Source organism: Stenotrophomonas sp. Sm2128, from assembly GCF_030985535.1.
GTDB lineage: Bacteria > Pseudomonadota > Gammaproteobacteria > Xanthomonadales > Xanthomonadaceae > Stenotrophomonas > Stenotrophomonas maltophilia.
The window spans coordinates 24808-49060 of record NZ_JAPTFQ010000033.1 but is presented as its reverse complement, the minus strand read 5'-3'; the positions used below and the strand labels follow the sequence as shown (position 1 = coordinate 49060).

At 67.9% G+C, this 24253-nt stretch carries 20 protein-coding genes; 15 read left to right on the top strand and 5 right to left on the bottom strand.

The features are described from left to right. Positions 1-222: 222 nt before the first annotated feature. The gene (locus O0K41_RS11385) at positions 223-837 is read left to right on the top strand and encodes a DUF938 domain-containing protein (RefSeq protein WP_164221901.1); all 615 of its coding nucleotides are present in this window, start codon (positions 223-225) and stop codon (positions 835-837) included. A gap of 73 nt (positions 838-910) precedes the next feature. Here the strand turns inward: O0K41_RS11385 and O0K41_RS11380 are convergent, their stop codons facing one another. After that, a complete protein-coding gene (locus O0K41_RS11380) occupies positions 911-4597 on the bottom strand; it encodes an indolepyruvate ferredoxin oxidoreductase family protein (protein ID WP_164221899.1) in 3687 nt (1228 codons plus the stop codon). Positions 4598-4768: 171 nt separating this feature from the next. Between O0K41_RS11380 and O0K41_RS11375 the strand changes: the two genes are divergently transcribed. Further along, positions 4769-5404, top strand: a complete 636-nt coding sequence (locus tag O0K41_RS11375; protein WP_164221897.1) for a tetratricopeptide repeat protein — start codon at positions 4769-4771, stop codon at positions 5402-5404. 120 nt (positions 5405-5524) lie between these two features. On the opposite strand, the gene O0K41_RS11370 is transcribed toward O0K41_RS11375, so the two are convergent. Then, positions 5525-7009: an AAA family ATPase gene (locus tag O0K41_RS11370; protein ID WP_164221895.1), complete on the bottom strand. Its 1485-nt coding sequence runs from the start codon at positions 7007-7009 to the stop codon at positions 5525-5527. Positions 7010-7131: 122 nt separating this feature from the next. Between O0K41_RS11370 and O0K41_RS11365 the strand changes: the two genes are divergently transcribed. The 9 genes from O0K41_RS11365 to O0K41_RS11325 all read left to right on the top strand — a co-directional run bounded on the left by O0K41_RS11365 (position 7132) and on the right by O0K41_RS11325 (position 16101). Next, positions 7132-7761, top strand: coding sequence for a ParA family protein (locus O0K41_RS11365; RefSeq protein ID WP_049419310.1), 630 nt, complete (start codon positions 7132-7134; stop codon positions 7759-7761). A gap of 49 nt (positions 7762-7810) precedes the next feature. Further along, on the top strand, positions 7811-8287 hold the full coding sequence (locus O0K41_RS11360) for a histidine phosphatase family protein (protein WP_005407539.1): 477 nt from the start codon (positions 7811-7813) through the stop codon (positions 8285-8287). A gap of 4 nt (positions 8288-8291) precedes the next feature. Next, the gene (locus O0K41_RS11355) at positions 8292-8909 is read left to right on the top strand and encodes a YceI family protein (protein ID WP_005407540.1); all 618 of its coding nucleotides are present in this window, start codon (positions 8292-8294) and stop codon (positions 8907-8909) included. Next, entirely contained in the window at positions 8906-10954 is a 2049-nt protein-coding gene (locus O0K41_RS11350) for a phospholipase D family protein (protein ID WP_005407541.1), read from the top strand. The genes O0K41_RS11355 and O0K41_RS11350 overlap by 4 nt, the downstream gene beginning before the upstream one ends. Positions 10955-10964: 10 nt before the next feature. Continuing rightward, on the top strand, positions 10965-11399 hold the full coding sequence (locus O0K41_RS11345) for a hotdog fold thioesterase (protein ID WP_005407542.1): 435 nt from the start codon (positions 10965-10967) through the stop codon (positions 11397-11399). Positions 11400-11519: 120 nt separating this feature from the next. Beyond that, positions 11520-12311, top strand: a complete 792-nt coding sequence (locus O0K41_RS11340; RefSeq protein ID WP_024956258.1) for a lysophospholipid acyltransferase family protein — start codon at positions 11520-11522, stop codon at positions 12309-12311. Positions 12312-12363: 52 nt separating this feature from the next. Next, positions 12364-13353, top strand: coding sequence for an alpha/beta fold hydrolase (locus tag O0K41_RS11335; protein ID WP_197592303.1), 990 nt, complete (start codon positions 12364-12366; stop codon positions 13351-13353). A gap of 56 nt (positions 13354-13409) precedes the next feature. Next, positions 13410-15479: a tetratricopeptide repeat protein gene (locus O0K41_RS11330; RefSeq protein ID WP_099604818.1), complete on the top strand. Its 2070-nt coding sequence runs from the start codon at positions 13410-13412 to the stop codon at positions 15477-15479. A gap of 10 nt (positions 15480-15489) precedes the next feature. Then, on the top strand, positions 15490-16101 hold the full coding sequence (locus O0K41_RS11325; protein WP_005407546.1) for a YbhB/YbcL family Raf kinase inhibitor-like protein: 612 nt from the start codon (positions 15490-15492) through the stop codon (positions 16099-16101). Positions 16102-16136: 35 nt separating this feature from the next. Here O0K41_RS11325 and O0K41_RS11320 read toward each other — a convergent pair whose 3' ends face one another. The 3 genes from O0K41_RS11320 to O0K41_RS11310 form a co-directional block, all read right to left on the bottom strand. Then, complete coding sequence (locus O0K41_RS11320; RefSeq protein ID WP_239503554.1) at positions 16137-16622, bottom strand: META domain-containing protein; 486 nt, start codon at positions 16620-16622, stop codon at positions 16137-16139. 123 nt (positions 16623-16745) lie between these two features. Further along, positions 16746-17573: an META and DUF4377 domain-containing protein gene (locus tag O0K41_RS11315; protein ID WP_005411853.1), complete on the bottom strand. Its 828-nt coding sequence runs from the start codon at positions 17571-17573 to the stop codon at positions 16746-16748. Positions 17574-17646: 73 nt separating this feature from the next. After that, positions 17647-18441: an undecaprenyl-diphosphate phosphatase gene (locus O0K41_RS11310; RefSeq protein WP_099605660.1), complete on the bottom strand. Its 795-nt coding sequence runs from the start codon at positions 18439-18441 to the stop codon at positions 17647-17649. A 223-nt stretch (positions 18442-18664) separates the two neighbouring features. Between O0K41_RS11310 and glnA the strand changes: the two genes are divergently transcribed. From glnA to O0K41_RS11290, 4 genes are all read left to right on the top strand, one after another. Continuing rightward, a complete protein-coding gene (glnA, locus tag O0K41_RS11305; RefSeq protein WP_005407550.1) occupies positions 18665-20074 on the top strand; it encodes a type I glutamate--ammonia ligase in 1410 nt (469 codons plus the stop codon). A 347-nt stretch (positions 20075-20421) separates the two neighbouring features. After that, the gene (locus O0K41_RS11300) at positions 20422-20760 is read left to right on the top strand and encodes a P-II family nitrogen regulator (RefSeq protein ID WP_004134334.1); all 339 of its coding nucleotides are present in this window, start codon (positions 20422-20424) and stop codon (positions 20758-20760) included. A gap of 21 nt (positions 20761-20781) precedes the next feature. After that, complete coding sequence (gene amt, locus O0K41_RS11295; RefSeq protein ID WP_099605661.1) at positions 20782-22212, top strand: ammonium transporter; 1431 nt, start codon at positions 20782-20784, stop codon at positions 22210-22212. 307 nt (positions 22213-22519) lie between these two features. Further along, positions 22520-24244: a ShlB/FhaC/HecB family hemolysin secretion/activation protein gene (locus tag O0K41_RS11290; protein WP_164221891.1), complete on the top strand. Its 1725-nt coding sequence runs from the start codon at positions 22520-22522 to the stop codon at positions 24242-24244. Positions 24245-24253 lie beyond the last annotated feature (9 nt).

The following is a 24253-nucleotide window of genomic DNA, read 5'->3' as shown; positions in this document are numbered from 1 at the left end:
GGTCCGGTTGAGGGGGCGTGAGCCGCATGGATGCGGCGACCGAGCTTACATGGACGTACTTGCAGCGTCCCCCTCAATCGGACCCACCCCGGCATCCCACGGAAAGCCCGCTTTTGACGTTGCTCTGGCTCTGGCTCCGGCTCCTGCGGGTGCAGGGCGCAGCCCTGCCGAGCAACACCCCCTCGTGCACAATGGGGCCGACCCCGCCCGGACCCCGTCCTGATGTCGAGCAAGCCGTATTCAGAAGCCTGCGAGCGCAACCGCGAACCCATCGCCACCGCACTCGACCCGTGGATGGGCGACCGCCATCGGGTGCTGGAGATCGGCGGTGGCACCGGCCAGCATGCGGCCTTCTTCGCCGAGCGCTGGCCGTGGCTGCGCTGGCAGCCCAGTGATCATCCGGACCATCTGCCCGGCATCGAGGCCTGGCGTGCAGAGGCCGCGCTGCTGAACCTGTTGCCGCCGCTGGCGCTGCAGGTGGAACTACCGCCAGCGCCTGGGCTCAGCCTGCCACAGGGCAGCACGTTCGACGCCGCATTCAGCGCCAACACGCTGCACATCATGAGCTGGGAACACGTGCAGGCACTGTTCGCGGCGCTGCCACCGGTGCTGCGTCATGGTGCGCTGCTGGCGGTGTATGGCCCGTTCAACTACGGCGGCCACTACACCAGCGACAGCAACGCGCAGTTCGATGCCTGGCTGAAGGCACGTGATCCGCGCAGCGGCATCCGCGATAGCGAAGCGGTGCAGGCGCTGGCCGCCGACCACGGATTCACCCGACTGGGGGATGTGGCGATGCCGGCCAACAACCGCCTGCTGCTGTGGCGGCTGGGCTGAACCGCCGGTAGTACCGGCCGCTGGCCGGCAACCGATTGCCAGGAGGGATGCCGGCCAGCAGCCGGCACGACCATCAGGCCACCTGCACGATGTGCAGCGCCTTCGGGTTGCGCCACTGCGCCAGCAGGGCAGCCTCGCGCGCCTTGGCCTGTTCGTAGTGCGCTTCCTTGACGTGGCCGAAGCCGCGGATGTGCTCGGGCACGCTGGCGATCTCCACCGCCAGGGCCAGGCGGCCGTCCTCCAGGCCATCCAGCAGCAGCTGCACGGTGGCTTCGTAATCGGCGATCAGCTGGCGCTCCATGCGCCGCTCTTCAGTACGGCCGAATACATCCAGGCGGCCGCCACGCAGGAACTTCAGCTTGGCCAGCAGGCCGAAGGCCTTGAACATCCACGGGCCGTATTCCTTCTTCAGCAACCGGCCCTGCTCGTCCTTCTTCGCGAACAGCGGCGGCGCCAGGTGGAAGCGCAACTGGTAATCGCCCTCGAACTGCTGCTGCAGGCGGCGCTGGAAGTCACCGCTGGTGTACAGGCGGGCCACTTCGTACTCGTCCTTGTAGGCCATCAGCTTGAACAGGTAGCGGGCGACGGTCTCGGTCAGCGCAGTGGAACCGCCGATGCGCTCGGCCTCGGTGGCGCGCACGCGTGCCACCAGATCACGGTAGCGCTTGGCATAGGCAGCGTCCTGGTAATCGACCAGGAAGGCGGCGCGACGCTCGATCATTTCGTCCAGCGAACGCGACAGGCGTGCGTCGTCCAGCGGCAGGAATGCCACGTCGCCACCGTGCGAGGGCAGGCCACGCAGCTCGCGTTCGTCGCCGGTGTTGCGCGGTGCCGCGGTCGCACCCCATTCATTGCCTTCCCACTCGCCCGGCGGCAGCGGGTGCAGCGGGCCGGGGGTGGACTCCGTATCGGTGTGGCGGTTGCGCACCAGGCCGGCGGCCTGCTGCACGGCCTGCGGGTCGACCACGGCCAGGCGGCCCCAGGCAAAGGCCTGCTGGTTCATCGCCACGGCGGCGCCATTGAGTTCGATGGCGCGCATCAGCGACTCGAACGACAGCGGCACCAGGCCCTGCTGCCAGGCGTAGCCGAGGATGAACAGGTTGGCGGCGATGGCATCGCCCAGCAGCGCGGTGGCCAGCTGGGTGGCATCGAGCAGCAGCGGCTCCTGGCCGCCCAGGGCTACGCGCACACCGGCGATGATGTCGGCGGCGGGGAACTGCATGTCCGGACGGGTGGTGAACGTGCCCGGCATCGCTTCGTAGGTGTTCAGCACCACCTGCGAACGGCCGGCGCGCACCTTCGAAAGCGCCCAGTAGTCGTTGACCACCACCATGTCGCAGCCCAGCACCAGGTCGGCTTCACCGGCGGCGATGCGCACGGCGTGGATGTCATCCGGGCGGCGTGCGATGCGGATGTGCGTGGTCACCGCGCCACCTTTCTGCGCCAGGCCGGTCTGGTCGAGCACGGTCGCGCCCTTGCCTTCCAGGTGGCCGGCCATGCCCAGCAGTGCACCGATGGTCACCACGCCGGTACCGCCGACGCCGGTGATCAGGATGTTCCAGGGCTGTTCCAGGGTGCCGCGGATGGTCGGTGCCGGCAGGTTGTCCAGCAGGGTGGAGGCGTCGCGCTTGCTGCCCTTGCGTGGCTGGCCACCGTGCACGGTGACGAAGCTCGGGCAGAAACCATTCACGCAGGAATAGTCCTTGTTGCAGTTGGACTGGTCGATCTCGCGCTTGCGCCCGAACTCGGTTTCCTTCGGCAGCACCGACACGCAGAAACTCTTCTTGCCGCAGTCGCCGCAACCCTCGCAGACCAGCGAATTGATCAGCACCCGCTTCTGCGGATCTTCCAGCTTGCCGCGCTTGCGGCGGCGACGCTTCTCGGTGGCGCAGGTCTGTTCGTAGATCAGGATCGAAACACCCTTCACTTCGCGCAGGCGCTTCTGCACCTCCTCCAGTTCGCTGCGGTCGTGGAACTCCACGTCGCTGGGGAAGTGCTCGCGCTGGCCGGTCCACTTGCCGATGTTGTCCGACAGCACCACGATGGTGTGGATGCCTTCGGCGCGCATCTGCCGTGCGATGTCGGGCACGCTCAGCGGGCCGTCCACCGGCTGGCCGCCGGTCATCGCCACCGCGTCGTTGTAGAGGATCTTGTAGGTGATGTTGACGCCGGCCGCGACCGCCTGGCGGATCGCCAGCGAGCCGCTGTGGAAATAGGTGCCGTCGCCCAGGTTCTGGAACACGTGCGGGGTATCGGTGAACGGCGCCTGCCCGGCCCAGGTCACGCCTTCGCCGCCCATGTGGGTGAAGGTGTCGGTGCTGCGGTCCATCCAGGTCACCATGTAATGGCAACCGATGCCGGCCAGTGCCCGCGAGCCTTCCGGCACCTGGGTGGAGGTGTTGTGCGGGCAGCCCGAGCAGTAGTGCGGCACGCGCGGGAAGCTGGCGCGCGGCAACGCAAGCTCGGCTTCCTTCTGCTGCATCCACTGCAGGCGTTGTTCAATGGATTCGTTGTTGAAGAACTTCTGGATGCGGCGGCCGATCACGCCGGCAATGGTGGCCGGGGTCAGTTCACCGGTGGACGGCAGGATCCATTCGCCACTCTCGTCGTACTTGCCGACGATGGACGGGCGCTGGCCCCAGCTGGCCGGCCAGTTGAAGAACTGTTCCTTCATCTGGCGCTCGATGAAGGCACGCTTCTCCTCCACCACGATGATGTCTTCCAGCCCCTGCGCGAAGCGCGCGATGCCCTGCGGTTCCAGCGGCCAGGTCATGCCGACCTTGTACACGCGGATGCCGATGTCGGCGCACGCGGCTTCGTCCAGGCCCAGGTACTCCAGCGCCTGCAGCACGTCCAGGTAGCTCTTGCCGGTGGTGACGATGCCCAGCCGCGCGCGCGGCGCATCCATCACCACCTTGTCGATGCCGTTGGCGCGGGCAAAGGCCTGCGCGGCCTTCACCGCATAGCGGTGCAGGCGCATTTCCTGGTCCAGCGGCGGGTCCGGCCAGCGGATGTTGAGGCCGCCCGACGGCATCTCGAAGACTTCCGGCAGCACGATGCGGCGCGCCATCGGATCGACCTGCACCGACGCCGACGATTCCACCGTCTCGGCGATCGTCTTGAAGCCGACCCAGCGGCCGGTATAGCGGCTCATCGCCCAGCCCAGCAGGCCCATGTCGAGGATGTCCTGCACGCCGGCCGGGTTCAGCACCGGCATCATCGCGCTGACGAACTCGTCCTCGCTGCCATGCGGCAGGGTCGAACTGCGGCAGGCATGGTCATCGGCGGCCAGTGCCAGCACGCCACCATAGCGCGAGGTGCCGGCCGCATTGGCATGCTTGAACACGTCGCCGCAGCGGTCCACGCCCGGTCCCTTGCCGTACCACATGCCGAACACGCCCTGCACGTTGGCGCCGGGGAACAGGTTGGTCTGCTGGGTGCCCCATACCATGGTGGCGCCCAGGTCCTCGTTCAGGCCGGGGGTGAACTTCACCTTGGCCGCTTCCAGATGCTTGCGCGCGCGCCACAACTCCAGGTCGAAGCCACCCAGCGGGCTGCCACGGTAGCCACTGACGAAGCCGGCGCTGTCGATGCCTTCGGCGGCATCGCGCAGGCGCTGCATCAGCGGCAGCCGCACCAGCGCCTGCACGCCACTCAGGTAGATCCGCCCCTCGTTGCGGGTGTACTTGTGGTCGAGCGTGTAATCACGGTCGAGCAGGTCGGCGGAGGAGGGCGAAGTGAGTTGCGCGGTACTGGTCATGGCTGGCCCGGTAGGATCGGCTGGCACCGGCCGCGTGCGGGCACGCGGCGGGAAAGGCGCGAATTGTAGCAGCGGGGCCGTGGTGGGCCCGGCACTCGCGCCCGCGCCGCTGCTGGGGTTAGGATCGGGGCGAGAGAGGGAGGCTGCGGTTGTGCAGCCTGGGGAGAAGGGATGTCAGTTCCAGGAAAGATCCTGGCCAGCGTGCTGCTGGCCTCGGGAGCGGCCACGGCGTGGGCCGCGCCGGCCATGCCGGCACCACAGGAGTTCTACTTCGACAGCGACCTGGCGGCGGCACCGATGGTGGCGATGCAGGGCGAGGGCGATGAGCTGGTCACCCAGCTGGTGAGGTTGCGCGAGCGCGGCCGGCGCGCGGTGGAAGCCACCGTGCAGCTGGCTTCGGTGGCCAGCACCCAGGGCCGTGCCGAGCTGGCCGACCAGCTGTATGGCGAGGCCCTGAAGGAGGCGCCGGCACAGAGCAGCGCGGGCCGCAGCGTGCGTTGGAACTATGGCTGGGACCTGCTGCGCCAGGGCAAGCCGGATGCGGCGCTGGAGCAATGGTTGTCGTCGGCCGGCAATGCGCGCAGCAAGCCCAGCTGGGTGCCACCCACGTACGCGCTGGCCCTATGGCGGATGGGGCAGAAACAGGAGGCCGTGCAGTGGTATGCCGCAGCAGTGCGTACCGAGCCGTCGCAATGGGGCACCAGTGCCAATTACGCGCAGCTGCTGCCGCAGTGGCGCGAGGATGAGCGCGCGTCGTTGGCCGAAGTGCAGCAGGCCTGGGCGGCGGCCCCGCCTGCGTGGCCCTGAGGAAGGGGTTCGGCCGGGTTCACGGCGTCCCCCGCGAATCCACCCCGCCCGGCCAAGCGTGGCTTTTGATGTTCACAGCCAACCAGCCGCCACGAGGGGCTGCGCCGTTCGCTGGAAACCTCAATCGTCCGCGGAAACCGTCCGCCCCGACGCCCATGCCCGCAGTGCCTCCACCTGCTCGGCCATCAGCACCGACAGCGGTCGCGTCGCACGGATCTCGTTCATCAGCAGCTCGGTATCCAGTGGCCGCCCTTCGGCGTGCGCCGCATACAGCCCGGCCACGATCGCCTGCTCGATCTCCGCGCCGGAGAACCCGTTGGCGGCAGCCGCCAGCGCGGGTAGTGCGAAGTCGTCGGCATTGAGCTGGCGCCGACCCAGGTGCAGCCGCAGCAGTTCCACGCGCACCTCCGGCGAAGGCAGGTCAACGAAGAAGATCTCGTCGAAGCGGCCCTTGCGCAGCAGCTCGGCAGGCAGCTCGTGCACCTGGTTGGCAGTGGCCACGACGAACACCGGTGCCTTGCGCTCGGCCATCCAGGTCAGCAGATGGCCCAGCACGCGGCGTGACACGCCACCGTCCTCGCCACCGCTGGCCAGGCCCTTCTCGATTTCATCCATCCACAGCACGCAGGGCGCCAGCTGCTCGGCCGAGGCCAAGGCCTGGCGCAGGTTGGCCTCGGTCTCGCCGTGGTACTTGTTGTACAGCGCGCCCACGTCCAGGCGCAGCAGCGGTACGCCGAAACCGGCGGCGGTGGCCTTGGCCAGCATCGACTTGCCGCAACCCTGCACGCCCAGCAGCAGCATGCCGCGCGGTGGGTCCAGCCCGGCCGGTGCGGAGCCAGCGATGAACGCCACACGCCGCTGGTTGATCCAGCGCTTGAGCCGGTTGGCGCCGGCCACGTCGCCGAACCGCGCGCTGTCATGCTCGAAGAACAGGTGGCCGCTGCGGTTGAGCAGCTCGAACTTCAGCCGTGCCAGCTGCGGCAGGTCGTCGTCGCGCAGCGCGCCGTCGGCGTAGATCAGCTGCCGGGCGATGCGCCGGGCATCGACCAGGCTCAGGCCCTGCAGGTTCTTCAGGATCTTCTTCACCGCCTCGCTGTCGACTTCGACGCGGCGGCCGCCGTGTTCGCGGGCGTAGGCATCGGCCTCCTCGCGCAGCATCTTCAGCAGGGCGTTGGCATCGGGCAGGCGCGGGTTGAAGCGGACCGCCAGCGCTTCCAGCTCGGCCGGCAGTTCGACCTTGGCGCCGATCAGCACCAGCACGTGCGGTTCGCTGTGGCGGCGCTGGATCAGGTCGCGCAGGGCGCGCTGGTGGCTGGCATAGCCCAGGTAGGGGTGGAAATCGAGCAGCAGGTAGACCCCGCGCTGCCCGGCCTGGCGGATCATCTGCAGGGCCGCGCTGGCGTCGGGTGGCCCGGCCGGCGGATCTTCGCTGTCCAGGTCGATGCGGCGCAGGCCCTCGGTGATCGACCACCGGTGCAGCGCCCGCCAGACGTGCATCAGCGTCTGCCGGAACAGGTCGACGATGCGACCCTCGTCCTGGGTCTCGATCACGATCAGGGGGGTGTTGGCGCGGATCAGTGCGCTCAGGTCCTGCAGCTCGCTCATGCCGGTTCGATCCTTCGGGGGCGCCACGATAGCAAAGGGATGGCCGCAGGTTCAGCGCGGTGCTACCTCCCGTCACCACCGCCGGTGTACGCTCGGGGCACGTACCCGGAAGCGAGGCTGGCATGAAGACGATCCTGGTGGCCGGTTCCAAGGGCGGGGTGGGCAAGACCACCGTCGCCACCCACCTGGCCGCGTACGCGGCATTGCAGGGCAGGGCCACGGTGATCGCCGACGCCGACCCTCAGGGCTCCAGCACCCGCTGGGCGCAACGGCGGGCCGGGCTGGAAAGCGCGGTGCTCCCCATTGATGTGCATCGGAAGAAGCAGTGGGCGCAGAAGCTGCCCGATGGCACCGAAACCGTCATCATCGACGCACCGGCGGGCGCGTTGGCCGACGATATCCCCCATTTCCTTGACGCTGCCGACGCGGTGGTGGTGCCGGTGCTGCCCTCGGCGCTCGACATCGAAGCCATCGTCGGCTTCCTCAACAGCCTGGCCCAGAACCCGCGGGTGCACAGCCGCAAGCTGCCGGTGGGGCTGGTCCTCAACCGCACCAAGCCCTGGACCCAGACCTCGCAGCAGGCGTTGCAGATGCTGGCCGAATGGCCGTACCCGGTGGTCGCGCAGCTGCGTGACAGCCAGAGCTACGTGGTCATGACCGGCCTCGGCCGCAGCCTGTTCGACTACCGCTCGGCCCAGGTGCGGGAGCATCAGGCCGACTGGGAGCCGCTGCTGTCCTGGCTCAAGCTTTGATGCCTGCGTCACTCTTCCTGCTGCATCCTCTTCTTCATGGAAACCCGCGATGCGTGAACTGATCCTGCTGCGCCATGCCCATGCCGAACCGGCTACCCCCGGCCAGGCCGACCTCGACCGGCCGTTGTCGCCGGTGGGGCTCGCCGAAGCCGAAGCCGCCGGCAAGTGGCTGAAGGAGAACAACCTGCTGCCGGACTGCGTGCTGTGCTCACCGGCGCGGCGTACCCGCGAAACCCTGGAAGCCGTGCTCGGCACCATCGGTTACGTGGAAAAGCGCCTGGAAGACCGCATCTACGAAGCCACCCCCGGCACCCTGGCGGCATTGGTGGACGACCGCCGTGATCTCGACCGGGTGCTGATCGTCGGCCACAACCCGGGCCTGGAGCGGCTGGTGGCGTTGATGACCGAGGGCACCAGCAGCGACTACCGCGGCATGCCGCCGGCCGGCATCGCCGTGCTCGGCTTCCCGCGCGAGGCCTCGATCGAGCCAGGCGTGGCCAGCCTGAACGCATTCTGGTGGCCGTGATCCGATGAGCCTGGCGCGGCGCAGCCGCTATCTGCTGCCCGCGCTGCTGGCACTCGGCCCGGCCTGGGCGGCCGTGCCCACGCCGACCACCCTGCCACCGGTGGTCGCCGAAGCGCACCGGGTAATGCGCCTGGATACCCAGCGTTCGCAGATCGGCTTCGAGGTGCGCACCCGTTTCGGGCAGCGTATCGAAGGCCTGTTCCCGCACTTCGAAGGGCGCATCGAGATCCTCTCCGACGGCCGCCACCAGGTGCACCTGAAGATGTTCACGCGCTCGGTCGAGATCCCCGGCAAGGCGCGCTATACCGGGTGGATGCGCGGCGAGGAGTTCTTCGATGCCGGCCGCCATCCGGTGGTCGAGTTCGACTCGCTGCCGTACTGGCCGGAAACCGTGGAGAGCGGTGGCGACATCAACGGCCGGCTGACCCTGCGCGGGATCAGCCACCCCGAGACACTGAAGGTCGAGAAGGCGGAGTGCGCCCGACCCGGCTATGATTGCGACGTCGTCAGCCGCGGTACCGTGCAGCGAGGCCGGTATGGCATGGACAGCTGGCAGCTTGCCTTGAGTGACCGAGTGACTTTCGTATTGCGTGCGCGCCTGAGCGAGGCGCCGAAACCGTGAACCTCCTGCTGCGTGTACTGGCGCTGGCAACCGTGTTGCTGGGCAGCGGTTGTGCATCGCTGTCGAATGCCGAGCGCGACCGCGCCGAGGCAATCGCCGTGCAGGCACGTTCGACCGTGGTCGACTGCCAGCGTGCAGACCGCTGTGCACAGGATTCGCCGCTGCGGGCGCTGGCCGGCCGGGCGTTCACCGAATCCACCCCGGAACGACCGCGCCACTACGCCACCCTGCTCGATGAGGGCGAGGGCGCCCTGGTCGCACGCCTGAACCTGCTGCGCAGCGCCACCCGCAGCATCGACCTGCAGACCTACATCTTCGACAAGGACGACAGCGCCCGTCTGGTCATCGACGAACTGCTGGCCGCATCGCGGCGCGGGGTGAAGGTGCGGCTGCTGATCGACCAGCTCTCGGCGATCTCCGACCTGCAGATCCTCGGCGCCCTGTCCGGCGCCCACCAGAACTTCCAGCTGCGGGTCTACAACCCGACCTTCGGCAAGGCCCGGCTGAACTACTTCGATTATGCCGGCAGCGTGCTGTGCTGCTTCCGCCGGTTCAACCAGCGCATGCACAACAAGCTGCTGGTGATCGACGATGCGATCGGCGTGGTCGGTGGCCGCAACTACCAGGACGACTATTACGACTGGGACCGCGAGTACAACTTCCGCGACCGCGATGTACTGATCGCCGGCCCGGAAGCACGTGCGATGGCGGCCAACTTCGACGCGTTCTGGCGCGCACACCGCAGCGTGCCGGCCGAGCGCCTCAACGACGTGGGCCGCACGTTGCTGCGCGAGGGCGTGCCAACGCTGCCGCCGGCCAGCTTCCGCCGCCCGGAACGGGTACAGCGGGTCAGTGCCGAAGCCAACGACACCGAGTTCGTCACCCGTTCCTTCGTCGATACCGCGCTACCGGTGGCTTCGGTGCGCTACGTGGCCGATCTGCCACGCAAGCATCGCCGCGAGAAGGCCGATGCACCGCTGGCCGGCCAGCATGTGACCGAGCCCCAGCTGGATGCGCTGATCGCCAGTGCGCAGAAGGAAGTGATCCTGCAGACGCCGTACCTGGTACTGTCCAAGCCGGCGCAGAAGCTGTTCCGTGAACTGCGCAAGCGCCCGCAGCCACCGCGCGTGGTGGTGTCCAGCAACAGCCTGGCGGCGACCGACAACCCGATCGTGTATGCATTGTCGTACAAGTACAAGCGGCGCAACATGCGCGAACTGGGCTTCAACATCTTCGAATACAAGCCGTTCCCGCTGGACGCGCCGGTTGACTACCGCAACCTGCTGCCCGACCCGATCGCTGCGCCCGGGGGGGAAGACGAGGGCGGTCGCAATCCGCTGATCGGTGGCAGTGCTGCCGGCAGCAACGCACGCGGTGGCAGCAGCAGTGGTTCGGATGCCGGCAGCAGGCAGGGCCCGTTGAATCGCCACAGCGATGGTGCCTACGACAACGCACGCGCACGCCGTCGCGCCGCCGGCAGCGAGGTGGAAACGCGCCTGCTGCGCACCGAGACGCGGCCGTCGTTCCTGGGCAGCAAGGCGGTCAACAAGCCGTTGCCGGTCACCCGCAAGGGCGCGCGCATGGGCCTGCACGCCAAGTCGCTGGTGGTCGACCGCCGCATCGGCGTGGTCGGCACCCACAACTTCGATCCGCGCAGCGAGAACTACAACACCGAAGGCGCGGTGATCATCGACGACCCGGTTTTTGCCGAGGAACTGGCGCAGAGCATCCTGCGTGACACCCACCCACAGAACTCCTGGACGGTGGCGCCACGGGCCAAGCCACCGGTGCTGTCGGGGCTGAACTACAGCGTCGGCAAGGCCTCCGAAGCGCTGCCCATCCTTGATTTCTGGCCCTGGCGCTACGCCACCGACTACGAGTTCAAGCCCGGCCCGGAGTGCCCGCAGCCGCTGCCGCGGCAGGATCCTGATTTCCATCGCTGCTACGTCGCCGTCGGCGACTTCCCCGAAGTCAACGTCGGCCCGAAGTGGCTGCTGGTGCGCATGCTGACCGCATTCGGCGCCGGTCTCGTTCCCATCCTCTGAAGGTACTCGCATGGCCCAGGTGTTCCGCGAAGCCGTTTCCATCGAGCAGCTCAACGCGCTCAGCCGCAACACGGCGATTGAATCCCTGGGCATCGTCTTCAGTGCCGCCGGCGAGGACTGGCTGCAGGCCACCATGCCGGTGGATGAGCGCACCCGCCAGCCCTACGGCATCCTGCACGGCGGTGCCTCGGTGGTGCTGGCCGAGACCCTGGGCAGCAGCGCCGGCAACCTGTGCGTGGATACCGGCAAGCAGGTCTGCGTGGGCCTGGAGATCAATGCCAACCACGTGCGTGCCGTGCGCTCGGGCACGGTCACCGGCACCGCCCGCGCGCTGCACGTCGGCCGCAGCACCCAGCTGTGGGAGATCCGCATCGAGGACGAGCAGGGCCGTCTGGTATGCATCTCGCGGCTGACCCTGGCGGTGGTGGCTGCCGGTCACGGCTGAGCCCCCCTGGCGCTCGTTGACGGCAGCGGAACCCAGCGTTCCCCGCCGATTGCCCCGGTCGATGGCGGTTATGGCCTAAATCGGCTGGCAGCGATGACGGCCCTCCGGTATCGTGCGCGGATGACTTCCCCCACTCCGGCCCCCCGTGGCGGCGTGGCGCGTGTGTGCCGTTACCTGTACCGCGTACCGCTGCTGTTGGTCCACATCATCGTGTTCCTGCCGCTCATCCTGATCGGCATGCTTCCGCCGTGGGGCGAACTGCGCGTGGGCGAGGCGACCTTCGGCGCCAAGGTGGTCAACTGGTGGCAGGGCGGGCTGATGTGGATCTTCGGCTTCCGCCTGGTGCAGGTCGGCGCGCCGCTGCCCGGTGCCGTGCTGTTCGTGGCCAACCATGTCAGCTGGGTGGATATCTGCATCCTGCACAGCCAGCGCATGATGGGCTTCGTCGCCAAGCGCGAGATCGCCAGCTGGCCGCTGGTGGGTTGGCTGGCCGCGCGCGGCCAGACCATCTTCCACCAGCGTGGCAACACCGAATCGCTCGGTGGCGTGATGCAGGTGATGGCCGACCGCCTGCGCGAGGGCAAGGCCGTGGGCGTGTTCCCGGAAGGGCGGACCCGCGGCGGTCACGAAGTGGGCCCGTTCCACGCCCGCATCTTCCAGGCCGCGGTCGAGACCGGCGTGCCGGTGCAGCCGGTGGCCCTGGTGTACGGGGCGAAGGGCGACGCGCAGACCATCGTCGCGTTCGGTCCGAACGAGAGCTTCTTTGCCAATTTCCTGCGCCTGCTCGGCGAGCCGGCGCGACGTGCGGAAGTGCACTTCCTGGCGCCGATCGGTGCACAGGACCTGGAAGGCCGTCGGCGCATCGCGGAAACCTCGCGCGCGCGCATCGTGGCGGCCATGAGCGCCGGGTGAGGCTGCGGTGGCCCTGATCCCGCCACCTGTCCTGGACGCCGGTACGCCGACGCTGCATGCGGCTGACTATCAGCCGCCGCGCTGGCTGCGCAATCCGCACCTGCAGTCGATGCTCAGCTCCAGCCGCATGCGCCTGCAGCGCGGCCTGCTGCGGCTGGCGGCCACCGGTGCGGTCAGCGAAGAGCTGATCCTCGATGGTGGTGATGGCGTGCGCCTGCAGGGCTGGCACAGCCATGTCGAAGGCCGCGAGCCCAAGGGCATCGCGCTGCTGCTGCATGGCTGGGAAGGCAGTGCCGAATCCAGCTACATGCGCATGGCCGCCGCGCGTATGATCGAGCAGGGCTTCGACGTGGTGCGGCTGAACTTCCGCGACCACGGCAACACCCATCACCTGAACCCCGGCATCTTCCACTCCAATCTCATCGATGAAGTGGTGCACGCCGCGGGCGATATCGCCCAGCGCTGGCCGCAGCTGCCGCTGGTGGCCGCCGGTTATTCGCTGGGTGGCAACTTCGTGCTGCGCCTGGCCCTGCGCGCGCCGGCGGCCGGCGTGCCGCTGCTGCGCGTCGCCTCGGTGTGCCCGGTGCTGGACCCGGCGCTGACGATGGAGAGCATCGAGAACGGCCCGGCGATGTACGACTGGTACTTCCGCCGCAAATGGGCCGGCTCGCTGCGCCGCAAGCGCGATCTGTTCCCCGAGCTGAGCGACTGCGACGACCGCGTGCTGAAGCTGGACATCCGCGCGCTGACCGCCTGGCTGGTCGAGCGCCACACCAGCTTCGGTTCGCTGCAGGCCTATTTCGACGGCTACTCGATCGCCGGCGACCGCCTGTCGTCCCTGCAGGTACCGGCCGACATCCTGATGGCGCAGGATGACCCGGTGATTCCGTACGCGACCTTCAGCAACTGGCAGCTGCCGGGCCAGGCGCGCCTGGAAACCGCCTGCTGGGGCGGCCACTGCGGGTTCATCGAAAACTGGCGCGGCGACGGCTTCTCCGAGCGCTGGGTCGCCCAGCGCCTGCAGCGGGTCCTGCAGGCCTGAACCGGCGACAGCGCGCAGCCCGCTACAATGCGGCTTTGCACTTGAACCGGACTGCCATGCAAGACCAGATCATCCAAGCGTTGCGCCAGAACCAGGCCGACCAGGCCGTGCAGCTGGCCCAGGCGTGGACCCGTGACGAACCCGGCCAGGCCAACGCCCACCGCTGGCTGGCGCTTGCGCTGCAGCAGCAGGGCAACGCCGAGGAGGCGATGGAGGCCCTGCAGCAGGCGCTGCGGCTGGCCCCGGACGACGCCCAGCTGCACCTGCAGCATGCCGGCCTGCTGCTGGCACTGCGCCAGTTCGAGGGTGCCGACGAAGCACTGGTGCGCACCACCGGCCTCGATCCGAACTCGTTCTCCGCCTATCTGATGCAGGCGCACCTGGCGATCGGCCGCAATGACTTCGACGAAGCGCAGCGCATCTCCACCCTGGCCGCGCGCGTGGAGCCGGACCATCCGGAACTGCTGACCATCGACGGCATGGTTGCACTGCGCCGCGGTGACGCCGACCGTGCACTGGCGCTGCTGTCGGCTGCCAGCAAGGCACTGCCGGACGATACCCGCGTGCTGTACGCGCTGGGCTTTGCCTACCTGGGCAAGGACATGCTGGCGTTTGCAGAGCAGTCGTTCCGCCGCGTGCTGGAACTCAATCCGTCGCTGTCCTCGCTGCATGGGCTGGTGGTGCAGCTGGCACTGCGCCAGGGCAACGTACCGGCCGCCGCCGAAGCGATGCAGGTGGCCCTGCAGCAGCCGGAGATGGACGTACCGTCGATGCGACGCCTGGCGGGTGAACTGTCGCTGCGCAATGGCCAGCCGCTGCAGGCCCTGGACTACCTGCTGCCGCTGCTGGAGACGCAGCCGGAAGACCGCCAGGTGCTGCAGCTGCTGCTGATGTCATGGCAGCGCCTGGGGCGCGAGGATGAAGCGCGTGCACGCCTGGATGCGGTACTGGATACCAATGACCAGCTGCACGATGTGTGGCTGGCACGCCTGGCCATCGAGCAGGTGGGCAGCGAAAGCGCCGTGACCGCGGTCGAGCGCTGGATGGCGGCGATGCCCGCGCATCTGCCGGCCCTGGAGGCGCGCCTGCGCCTGCATGACATGGCCGGCGAACATGCTCAGGCCGAAGCGATCGCCGAACGCATCGTCAGCCTGGAACCGGGCCGCGTCAGCGGCGAGACCCGGCTGGTCGAAGGCCTGCTGCAGCGCGATCCCGCCGCCGCCGTGGCCCGCGTGCAGGCGCTGATCGAGCTGGCGCCGGAAGAGCATCGCGCCGACCTGCGGACGTGGATGGGCGAGATCCAGGACCGCGCCGGGCAGCCGCAGGACGCCCTGCGCACCTGGCTGTCGCTGCAGGCTGACCAGGCGCCGCAGCGCTTGCCACTGCCGCCACAGGCCAAGTCCCCGCCGAGCTGGCCGGACAAGGGCAGCATCGACGGCGATGCCAGCTCCGCGCCGATCTTCCTCTGGGGCCCGCCGGGTTCGGGCGTTGAGCGGGTGGCGACCGGCCTGGCTGCTGCCAGCCCGGTGCTGCGCAGCGACCGCTACACCAACACGCCGCCCGATGATGCGTTCCAGAACTACAACACGCTGCAGGACCTGGCCTCAGGCGTGCTGACGCCGGAGCGGCTGGTGCAGCGCTGGCGTGAACAGCTGCCGGCACGTGGCCTGCAGAGCGACACCGTGATCGACTGGCTGCTGTGGTGGGACAACGCCCTGCTGTGGGCGCTGCGCCCGCAGCTGCCGCAGGGCCGCCTGGTGCTGGTGCTGCGCGACCCGCGCGACATGCTGCTGGACTGGGTGGCCTACGGTGCCGCCGCGCCGCTGGCGATGACGTCGCTGGCCGAAGCCAGTGAATGGCTGACCCGCGCGCTGACCCAGATCGCCACGCTGCATGAGGACGACCTGTACCCGCACGTGCTGCTGCGCATCGACCAGATCGGCAACGATCCGCAGGCGATGGCCGAACTGCTGGGCCGCCTGTTCGAGCGGCCGATGCCGCCGGCGGCACAGCTGGGAGCCCCGCGCCTGCCGGCCGGCCACTGGCGCAACTACCGCGACGTGATGAGCGCCGCCTTCGCCCAGCTCACCCCGGTTGCGGTGCGTCTGGGTTACCCGGAAGAGTGAGGAGAGTCCGATGCAGTTGACCAGCCACAGCCTGACCAACGGCGCACCGATCGATCGTGAGTTCGCCGCGGGCGACGCCAACGGTTTCGCCCCGGACCGCAACCCGCACCTGGCCTGGAGCGGGGCGCCGGCCGGCACCCGTTCGTTCCTGCTGGTATGCGTGGACCCGGACGTACCGACCGTGCCGGAGACGGTTGGTCGCAGCGACATGAGCGTGCCGCGCGACCAGCCGCGCTGCGATTTCGTGCACTGGGTGATGGCCGATATCCCGGCCACGGTGCAGGAGATCGCCGCTGGCAGCTGCAGCGACGGCTTCGTGGTGAAGGGCAAGCCCGCACCCGCCGGCCCGGCCGGCAGCCGCCAGGGCCTGAACGACTTCACCGGCTGGTTCGCGGGCAACCCGGACATGGCCGGTGATTACCTGGGCTATGACGGCCCCTATCCGCCGTTCAACGACGAGCGCATGCACCGCTATTTCTTCCGGGTATTCGCGCTGGACGTGGCGTCGCTGGACCTGCCGCAGCGCTTCACCGCCGCCGACGCGTACCGCGCCATGCACGGCCACGTGCTGGCCGAAGCCGCACTGCACGGCACCTACACGTTGAACCCGGCGCTGGGCTGAGCAGCACACAGGGTAGAGCCGGCCAGCGGCCGGCGCTACCTTCCATCCGCTTGCAGCGCCGCCGGTTCGAACACTGCGGTGTCGCCCCTCGCGTTGCGCAGCACCAGCGCGCCGCGGTCGTCAAGCGCAAGCGTCGGTGCCGAGCCTTCGCCGTGCATCAGCTTTCCGGCGAGCTTCTGCTGCGTGGGCAGTCTCTGATCGATGCAGAGCGCTGTGGTCTGCACGCCGTTGCGCAGGATCAGCAGGTTGCCCTGCAGCCGGTACTCGTTGCTGACGTGGTTGCACAGGTTCAACTCGCTCATGAAACCGGACTGGAAGCGCAGTGTGTAGGGCGCGCGACCGCGGACGAACAACGCGTCGATGCGCTTTCCTTGCGCGTTGGTGGCACGCACCAGTTGCCACAGGTGCGCTTCAAGCTGATCGGTGCTGGGCGTGCTGGCAGCGGCCACATTCGCGGACATGACGAGCAGCGCAGCAATGATGAGGACGGGGACGTGCTTCATGCCGATCTCCCGATGCATCCGGTAGTGCCGGCCGCTGGCCGGCCGCATCCGTGTGTTGGCAGTGCCGCGCAGGGCAGCCGGCCAGCGGCCGGCCCTACCGACCATGAAGAAGGGCGGCCTCTCGGCCGCCCTTCCATCGTTTTATTTCTTCTCGATGGCCGACTCGACCACCATGTCCAGCACGTACGCCTGCGACGGCGCATCGGCCGGCGGGTTCTTCACCTCGTAGCGCTTCACGCGCACCACGTTGCGCACGCCGTCTTCGTGGGTGTAACCCTCGATGTTGCCGTAGAAGTTCTCGAACTTGCCCGGCTCGCCCTGCTTCAGGCCCTTGTCGTCGAACTTCACTTCGCGCACCTGCAGGCACTGGTAGTCCGGGATCAGCGGGTGCGAGCACTTCTCGGTCTTCGCAGCCACTTCCAGGAACACGGTTTCGCCGGCGCCGCCGTAGCGGGTTTCAGCGGTCGGTTCCGGGTTGAACACCAGCACGTCGCCCTTGGCGGTGGTCAGGGTCAGCTTGCCATCGGCATCCTGCTCGGCCTTCAGCTCGCCCTGCAGGCGGCTCGACACGGCCTCGTCCAGCGCCATCAGCGCCTTGTCGTTGCAGGCCATCATGGTCGAGGCCATCGCACTGACCGTCAGCTTGCCGTCGGCCAGGGTGTAGCCGCCACCCATGTGGTTGCAGGCGTTGCTGACCGACAGGCGGCCATCAGCGAAGTCCAGGGTGACCGGCTTGTCTTCGCGGGCGAACAGCGCGTCGATGCGCTTGCCGTCGGCGCCGGTGGCCTGCTGCAGCAGCCAGTGCTGGCTCTGCAGGCGCTGCGCATCCAGGTGCGCCAGCGTCTGCTGGTCTGCTGCCTTGGCCGCGGCCGGGGCCACGTCGTCGCCGCCGGTGCCGGCCGGGGCCGGGGTCTGGCTGCAGGCGGCCATCAGGGCCAACGGGAGGAGCAGGGTGAGCTTGCGGTTCATGGTGATTCTCCTTGGGGAACCGTGGGGGAAACGGGGTGGGGCCGGCAACGGGGTTATCGTGCCCCGGCGCTGTTCAGCTGCCGGACGGCAACCACAGCAGCAACGCCGCGCCCAGCGCGATGCGGTAAATGCCGAAGGCGGTGAACTTGTGCGATTTGATGTAGCCCATCAGCCACTTCACTACGACGAAGCCGGTGACGGCCGCGGCAAGGAAGGCCACGCCCACCTCGGTCCAGTTCTCGCTGCCCAGCTGCCCGGCCCTGGCCATCTCCAGGAAGGTATAGGCGCTGGCGGCGAACATGGTGGGGATGCCGACCAGGAACACGAACTCGGCGGCGGCGGCGCGGCGGCTCAGGCCCAGCAGCATGGCCAGGAAGATGGCCGAGGCCGAGCGCGAGGTACCCGGGAACACGCCGGCCACCACCTGCGCCAAGCCCACGCCGATCGCCACTGTCCAGGTCACCTGGTCGCGGTCGGGCAGGCGCGCGGTGTAGGCCTCCACCAGCAGCATCCAGACGCCACCGATGATCAGTGCCCAGGCCACCGGGCTGACCGTCTCCGGCAGCGACCAGCCGGCCTTGCGCACGACCAGGCCGACCACTGCGGTGACCAGGAAGGCGGCGCCCAGCTTGAACACGTACTCACGGTTCTCGCGTTGGTTGAAGCCGGTGGCCAGCTGCAGCAGGCGCTGGCGGAACACCAGCACCACCGCCACGATCGCACCGGCCTGGATGACGATGTTGAAGAAGTCCGAACGGGCGCCCAGCCAGTGCTGGGCGATGAGCAGGTGGCCGGTGCTGGAGATCGGCAGGAATTCGGTCAAGCCTTCGAGGATGCCCAGCAGCAGGGCGGAGAGCAGGTCGGACATGGACGGTGCGTGCACGCGCGGCGGAAGGAAGAAGGTCGAGAGGATAGACGATCACCGCCGCACCAAACGGGTGCGTCTGGTGCTGGGTGCACCCGTTTGGTGCGCGCCGTTCTGCACCGCCACGGAGCACCCTTTTTGAAATCAATGACTTGCGGCCTGCGAAAAGTTGGCACGGTCGTTGCTGTACCTCAGCAGGCATTCATCCCCATCCGAGGTCGTACCGATGTCCGTGGAAAACGTTGAGAAGCTGATCAAGGACAACCAGATCGAGTTCGTCGATCTGCGTTTCGTGGATATGCGTGGCGTCGAACAGCACGTCACCTTCCCGGTCAGCATCGTCGAACCGTCGCTGTTCGAAGAAGGCAAGATGTTCGATGGCAGCTCGATCGCCGGCTGGAAGGGCATCAACGAGTCGGACATGGTGCTGCTGCCGGATACCGCCAGCGCCTACGTCGACCCGTTCTACGCCGATCCGACCATCGTGATCAGCTGCGACATCCTCGACCCGGCCACCATGCAGCCGTATGGCCGTTGCCCGCGCGGCATCGCCAAGCGCGCCGAGGCCTACCTGAAGTCCTCCGGCATTGCCGAAACCGCGTTCTTCGGCCCGGAGCCGGAATTCTTCATCTTCGACTCGGTCCGTTTCGCCAATGAAATGGGCAACACTTTCTTCAAGGTCGATTCCGAAGAAGCCGCCTGGAACAGCGGCGCCAAGTACGACGGCGCCAACAGCGGTTACCGTCCGGGCGTGAAGGGTGGCTATTTCCCGGTTCCGCCGACCGACACCCTGCACGACCTGCGCGCCGAGATGTGCAAGACCCTGGAACAGGTCGGCATCGAAGTGGAAGTGCAGCACCACGAAGTGGCCACCGCCGGCCAGTGCGAGATCGGCACCAAGTTCAGCACCCTGGTGCAGAAGGCCGACGAACTGCTGCGCATGAAGTACGTGATCAAGAACGTCGCGCACCGCAACGGCAAGACCGTCACCTTCATGCCCAAGCCGATCGTCGGCGACAACGGCAGCGGCATGCACGTGCACCAGTCGCTGTCCAAGGGCGGCACCAACCTGTTCTCCGGTGACGGCTACGGTGGCCTGAGCCAGCTGGCGCTGTGGTACATCGGCGGCATCTTCAAGCACGCCAAGGCCATCAATGCCTTCGCCAACTCGGGCACCAACAGCTACAAGCGCCTGGTGCCGGGCTTCGAAGCGCCGGTGATGCTGGCCTATTCGGCCCGCAACCGTTCGGCATCGTGCCGCATTCCGTGGGTCTCCAACCCGAAGGCGCGCCGTATCGAAATGCGCTTCCCGGACCCGATCCAGTCCGGCTACCTCACCTTCACTGCGCTGATGATGGCCGGCCTGGACGGCATCAAGAACCAGATCGACCCGGGCGCACCGAGCGACAAGGACCTGTACGACCTGCCGCCGGAAGAAGAGAAGCTGATCCCGCAGGTCTGCTCCTCGCTGGACCAGGCGCTGGAAGCGCTGGACAAGGACCGCGAGTTCCTGAAGGCCGGTGGCGTGATGAGCGATGACTTCATCGACGGCTACATCGCGCTGAAGATGCAGGAAGTGACCAAGTTCCGCGCGGCCACCCACCCGCTGGAATACCAGCTGTACTACGCCAGCTGACCGGATGCGATGGCGGTGGGTTTCCCCCTCCCACCCGCCGCCATCGCTTCCGTTTTCGCGGCTGGGGAGCCGCAAGGCGGGCGCAGGCCCGCCGTTGTAGAGCGGACTGTCAGTCCGCTGCATTGGAACGTGGGCCTTTGGCCCGCTTATCCAGGGGCAAGAGAGAGACCGGATACGCGACCAGGGCCGCCCTCCCTCCCGCGTCGGTCGTGCAAGGAGAGAGGCACGGCCGTCCCGGCCCTGTACGTGTCCGGTGCAACAGCCACGGTCATCATCCTGATGACCCGTGGTTGCCTGATGCCAACGCGCGCTGGCGCGCTGGCCCCATCCACCATCGGGACATGCGCATGAAACTGATCTCCGCCATCATCCGGCCGTTCAAGCTCGACGAGGTCCGCGAGGCCTTGTCCGACGCAGGCGTGTCGGGCATTACCGTGACCGAAGTGAAAGGCTTCGGCCGCCAGAAGGGCCACACCGAGCTGTATCGCGGCGCCGAGTACGTCGTCGATTTCCTGCCCAAGATCAAGATCGAAACCGTAGTCACCGACGAGCGTGCCGATGCGGTGATCGAAGCGATCCAATCGTCGGCAGGCACCGGCAAGATCGGTGACGGCAAGATCTTCGTCACCGCCGTCGAACAGGTCATCCGCATCCGCACCGGCGAAATCGGTGCCGACGCGCTGTAACCCCCTTCCGGAGACTCCCCCATGAAGATGCGCCTTCTCACCGGGTGGCAAGCCCGGTTCCATATCGTGTGCCTGTTGATGCTGCTGAGCGCGCTGGCCGCGGGTGCCTGGCCGGGCAATGCCCACGCCCAGGCGCAGGTGTCGCCGCTGCCGAGCGAAAGCGTGGCCGTTGAGCCGCTGCAGGACCCTGCAGCTGCAGCCGCTGCGCCGGCCGTGGCCGAAGCGGCCGCCGCCTATGATCATGGCGACGTGGCCTGGATGCTCACCTCCACCCTGCTGGTGCTGCTGATGGTCGTGCCGGGCCTGGCCCTGTTCTACGGCGGCCTGGTGCGTTCGAAGAACGTGCTGTCGGTACTGAGCCAGATCCTGGTGGTGTTCTCGCTGGTGCTGCTGCTGTGGGTGGCCTACGGCTACAGCGCGGTGTTCAGCGCGGGCAATCCGTTCTTCGGTTCGTTCACCGAGTTCGCCTTCCTCAAGGGCTTCACCCCCGAGTCGGTCGGCAACACGCCGATCAAGGGACTGCCGGACTATCTGTTCGTCGCGTTCCAGTCGACCTTTGCCGGCATCACCACCGCGCTGATCGTCGGTGCCTTCGCCGAGCGCATCAAGTTCCGCGCGGTGCTGCTGTTCTCGGCGCTGTGGTTCACCCTCAGCTACATTCCGATGGCACATATCGTCTGGGGTGGCGGTTACCTGGGCGAGCTGGGCGCGATCGATTTCGCCGGCGGCACCGTGGTCCACATCAATGCGGGCGTTGCTGGCCTGGTGGCTGCCTGGTTTGTCGGCAAGCGCCTGGGCTACGGCCAGACCGCGCTGAAGCCGCACAACGTGCCGTTCACCTACATCGGCGCGATGCTGCTGTGGGTGGGCTGGTTCGGCTTCAATGCCGGTTCCGCTGCCGCAGCCGATACCGTGGCCTCGCTGGCCTTCCTCAACACCGTGCTGGCCACCGCCGCCGCCGTGCTCGGCTGGACGCTGGTGGAAGCAATCAGCAAGGGCAAGCCATCGGCACTGGGCGCTGCTTCGGGTGCGGTGGCCGGCCTGGTCGGCATCACCCCGGCATGTGGCACGGTCGGCCCGCTCGGCGCGATCGTGATCGGCTTCGTTGCCGGCGTGGTCTGCGTCTGGGGCGTCACGGGCCTCAAGCGCCTGCTGAAAGTGGACGACACCGCCGACGTGTTCGGTGTGCATGGTGTCGGCGGCATCGTCGGCGCGATCCTTACCGGTGTGTTCAGTGCACAGTCGCTGGGTGGTACCAAGGCGGATCTGGATATCGCGCACCAGGTCTGGGTGCAGGTGGTCAGCGTCGGCCTCACCGTGGTGTGGTCGGCGTTGGTGACGACGCTGATCCTGCTGGTAGTGCGCAGCGTGGTCGGCCTGCGCGTGACCGAGGAAGCAGAGCGCACCGGCCTGGATGTCACCTCGCATGGTGAGTCGGCTTACGAGGCCTGACGGGCTTCACGGTTTCAAAGGTACCCCGCCACTGCTGCGTCGCCTGCAGTGGCGGGGGCCGGGCACAGGTTTCCCCAGTGCCGCAGGCATCTGTCGGCGTACTGGCGGACCTGCGCTGGGTCGGGTGTAGATCCGGGGCGCCGCCCGCTAGCGGAACGCCGTCCGTCGGACATCACATTTTGCCCGGATGGGCTGGGCCGGCGGCAGTTTGCCGGCTCTGTTTCCTGCCACGCGATTCCCTTACAGTGCTGCCTCTTCCAGCCGCATCTTCGTCGGTCTGGCAGCCATCTGCAGGGAACAGGACATCGTGGAACAGGGACGTAATGTACGCAGCCGCGCGTTGCACTGGCGGTTGTCCGTGGGCGTGGCACTGGCCATCGCCGGCTTCCAGGCACCGGCCGGGGCGCAGGTCGTGTCACCGGAGCAGGAGCTGCTCCGGCAGCAGGAGCGCGAACGCGCGCTGCGCGAACAACAGGAAGCCACGCCGGATGTCCGGCTGCAGCCGGCTACTGAAGACCTCGGCCATCTGCCGGTGGACGAATCACCCTGTTTCACCATCAACCGCATCGAGCTGCAGGGTGACCAGGCCGACCGCTTCCGCTGGGCACTGGCGGCAGCCGATCCGCGCAGCGACCCCGCCACCGGGCGCTGCCTGGGTACCGCCGGCGTGGACATCGTGATGAAGCGCGTGCAGAACGCGATCATCGAGCGCGGCTACGTCACCACCCGCATCCTGGCCGCACCGCAGGACCTGAAGACCGGCATCCTGACGCTCACGGTCGTCCCGGGCCGCGTCAATGCCATCCGCTTTGCCGACGGCGCAGGCCGCACCCCCGCCCTCTGGAACGCGGTGCGGGTGGCACGCGGCGAAGTACTGAACCTGCGTGACATCGAACAGGCGCTGGAAAACCTGCAGCGCGTGCCGACCGCGCAGGTGGACATCCAGATCGCGCCCCCGGCCGATGGCGCGGCGGCCAAGCCGGGCGAGAGTGATCTGGTGATCAGCTGGCAGCAGGCGCGCCTGGTACGGGTCAACCTGACCCTGGACGATGCCGGCAGCCAGTCCACCGGCAAGATGCAGGCCGGCACCACGGTGTCGGTGGACAACGCGGCCGGCCTCAGCGACCTGTTCTACATCAACGTGGGCAGATCGCTGTTCAACGGCAGCGAGCGTGGCACCGACAGTTGGGCAGTGCATTACAGCGTGCCGCTGGGCGGATGGCTGCTGGGCGCCAACGCCAGCAACTTCGACTATGAGCAGACCGTTGCCGGCGCATTCGAGAATTACGTCTACAGCGGCTCCAGCCGCAACGCCGAGCTGCGCCTGACGCGCATGCTGTTCCGCAACGCGCGCGCCAAGACCAGCATGTACGCGCGCGGCTGGTACCGCGAATCGGACAACTTCATCAACGATACCGAGATCGAAGTGCAGCGCCGCCGCATGGCGGGCTGGGAACTGGGCCTGGGCCACCGGCACTTCATCGGCAAGGCGACGCTGGATGTGAACCTGGCATACCGCAAGGGGACCGGCGCCTTCAACGCGCTGCGCGCACCGGAAGAGGCCTTTGGCGAAGGCACGGCGCATGGCCGCATCTTCACCGCCGATGCGCAGCTGGTCGTGCCGATGCAGTGGGGCCGCCAGAGCCTGCGCTACACCAGCAGCTGGCGTGCGCAGTGGAACCGCTCGCCGCTGGTACCGCAGGATCGGTTCTCGATCGGTGGCCGCTACACCGTGCGTGGCTTCGATGGCGAAATGTCGCTGACCGGCGAGCGCGGCTGGCTGCTGCGCAATGAAGTGGGCGTACCCCTGGGCAGTGGCGTGGAGGCCTACGTCGCGGTCGATCACGGCCGCGTCGGCGGTCCGTCCACGGCCCGGTTGCTCGGCGACCGGCTCACCGGTACCGCGCTCGGCCTTCGCGGTGGCACCCGCCACATCAACTGGGATGCCTTCGTCGGCAGCCCGTTGTCCAGGCCGCGCGGCTTCCAGACCGCCTACACCACGTTCGGAATGAACATGGGCGTCTCGTTCTGACGCCTGCGC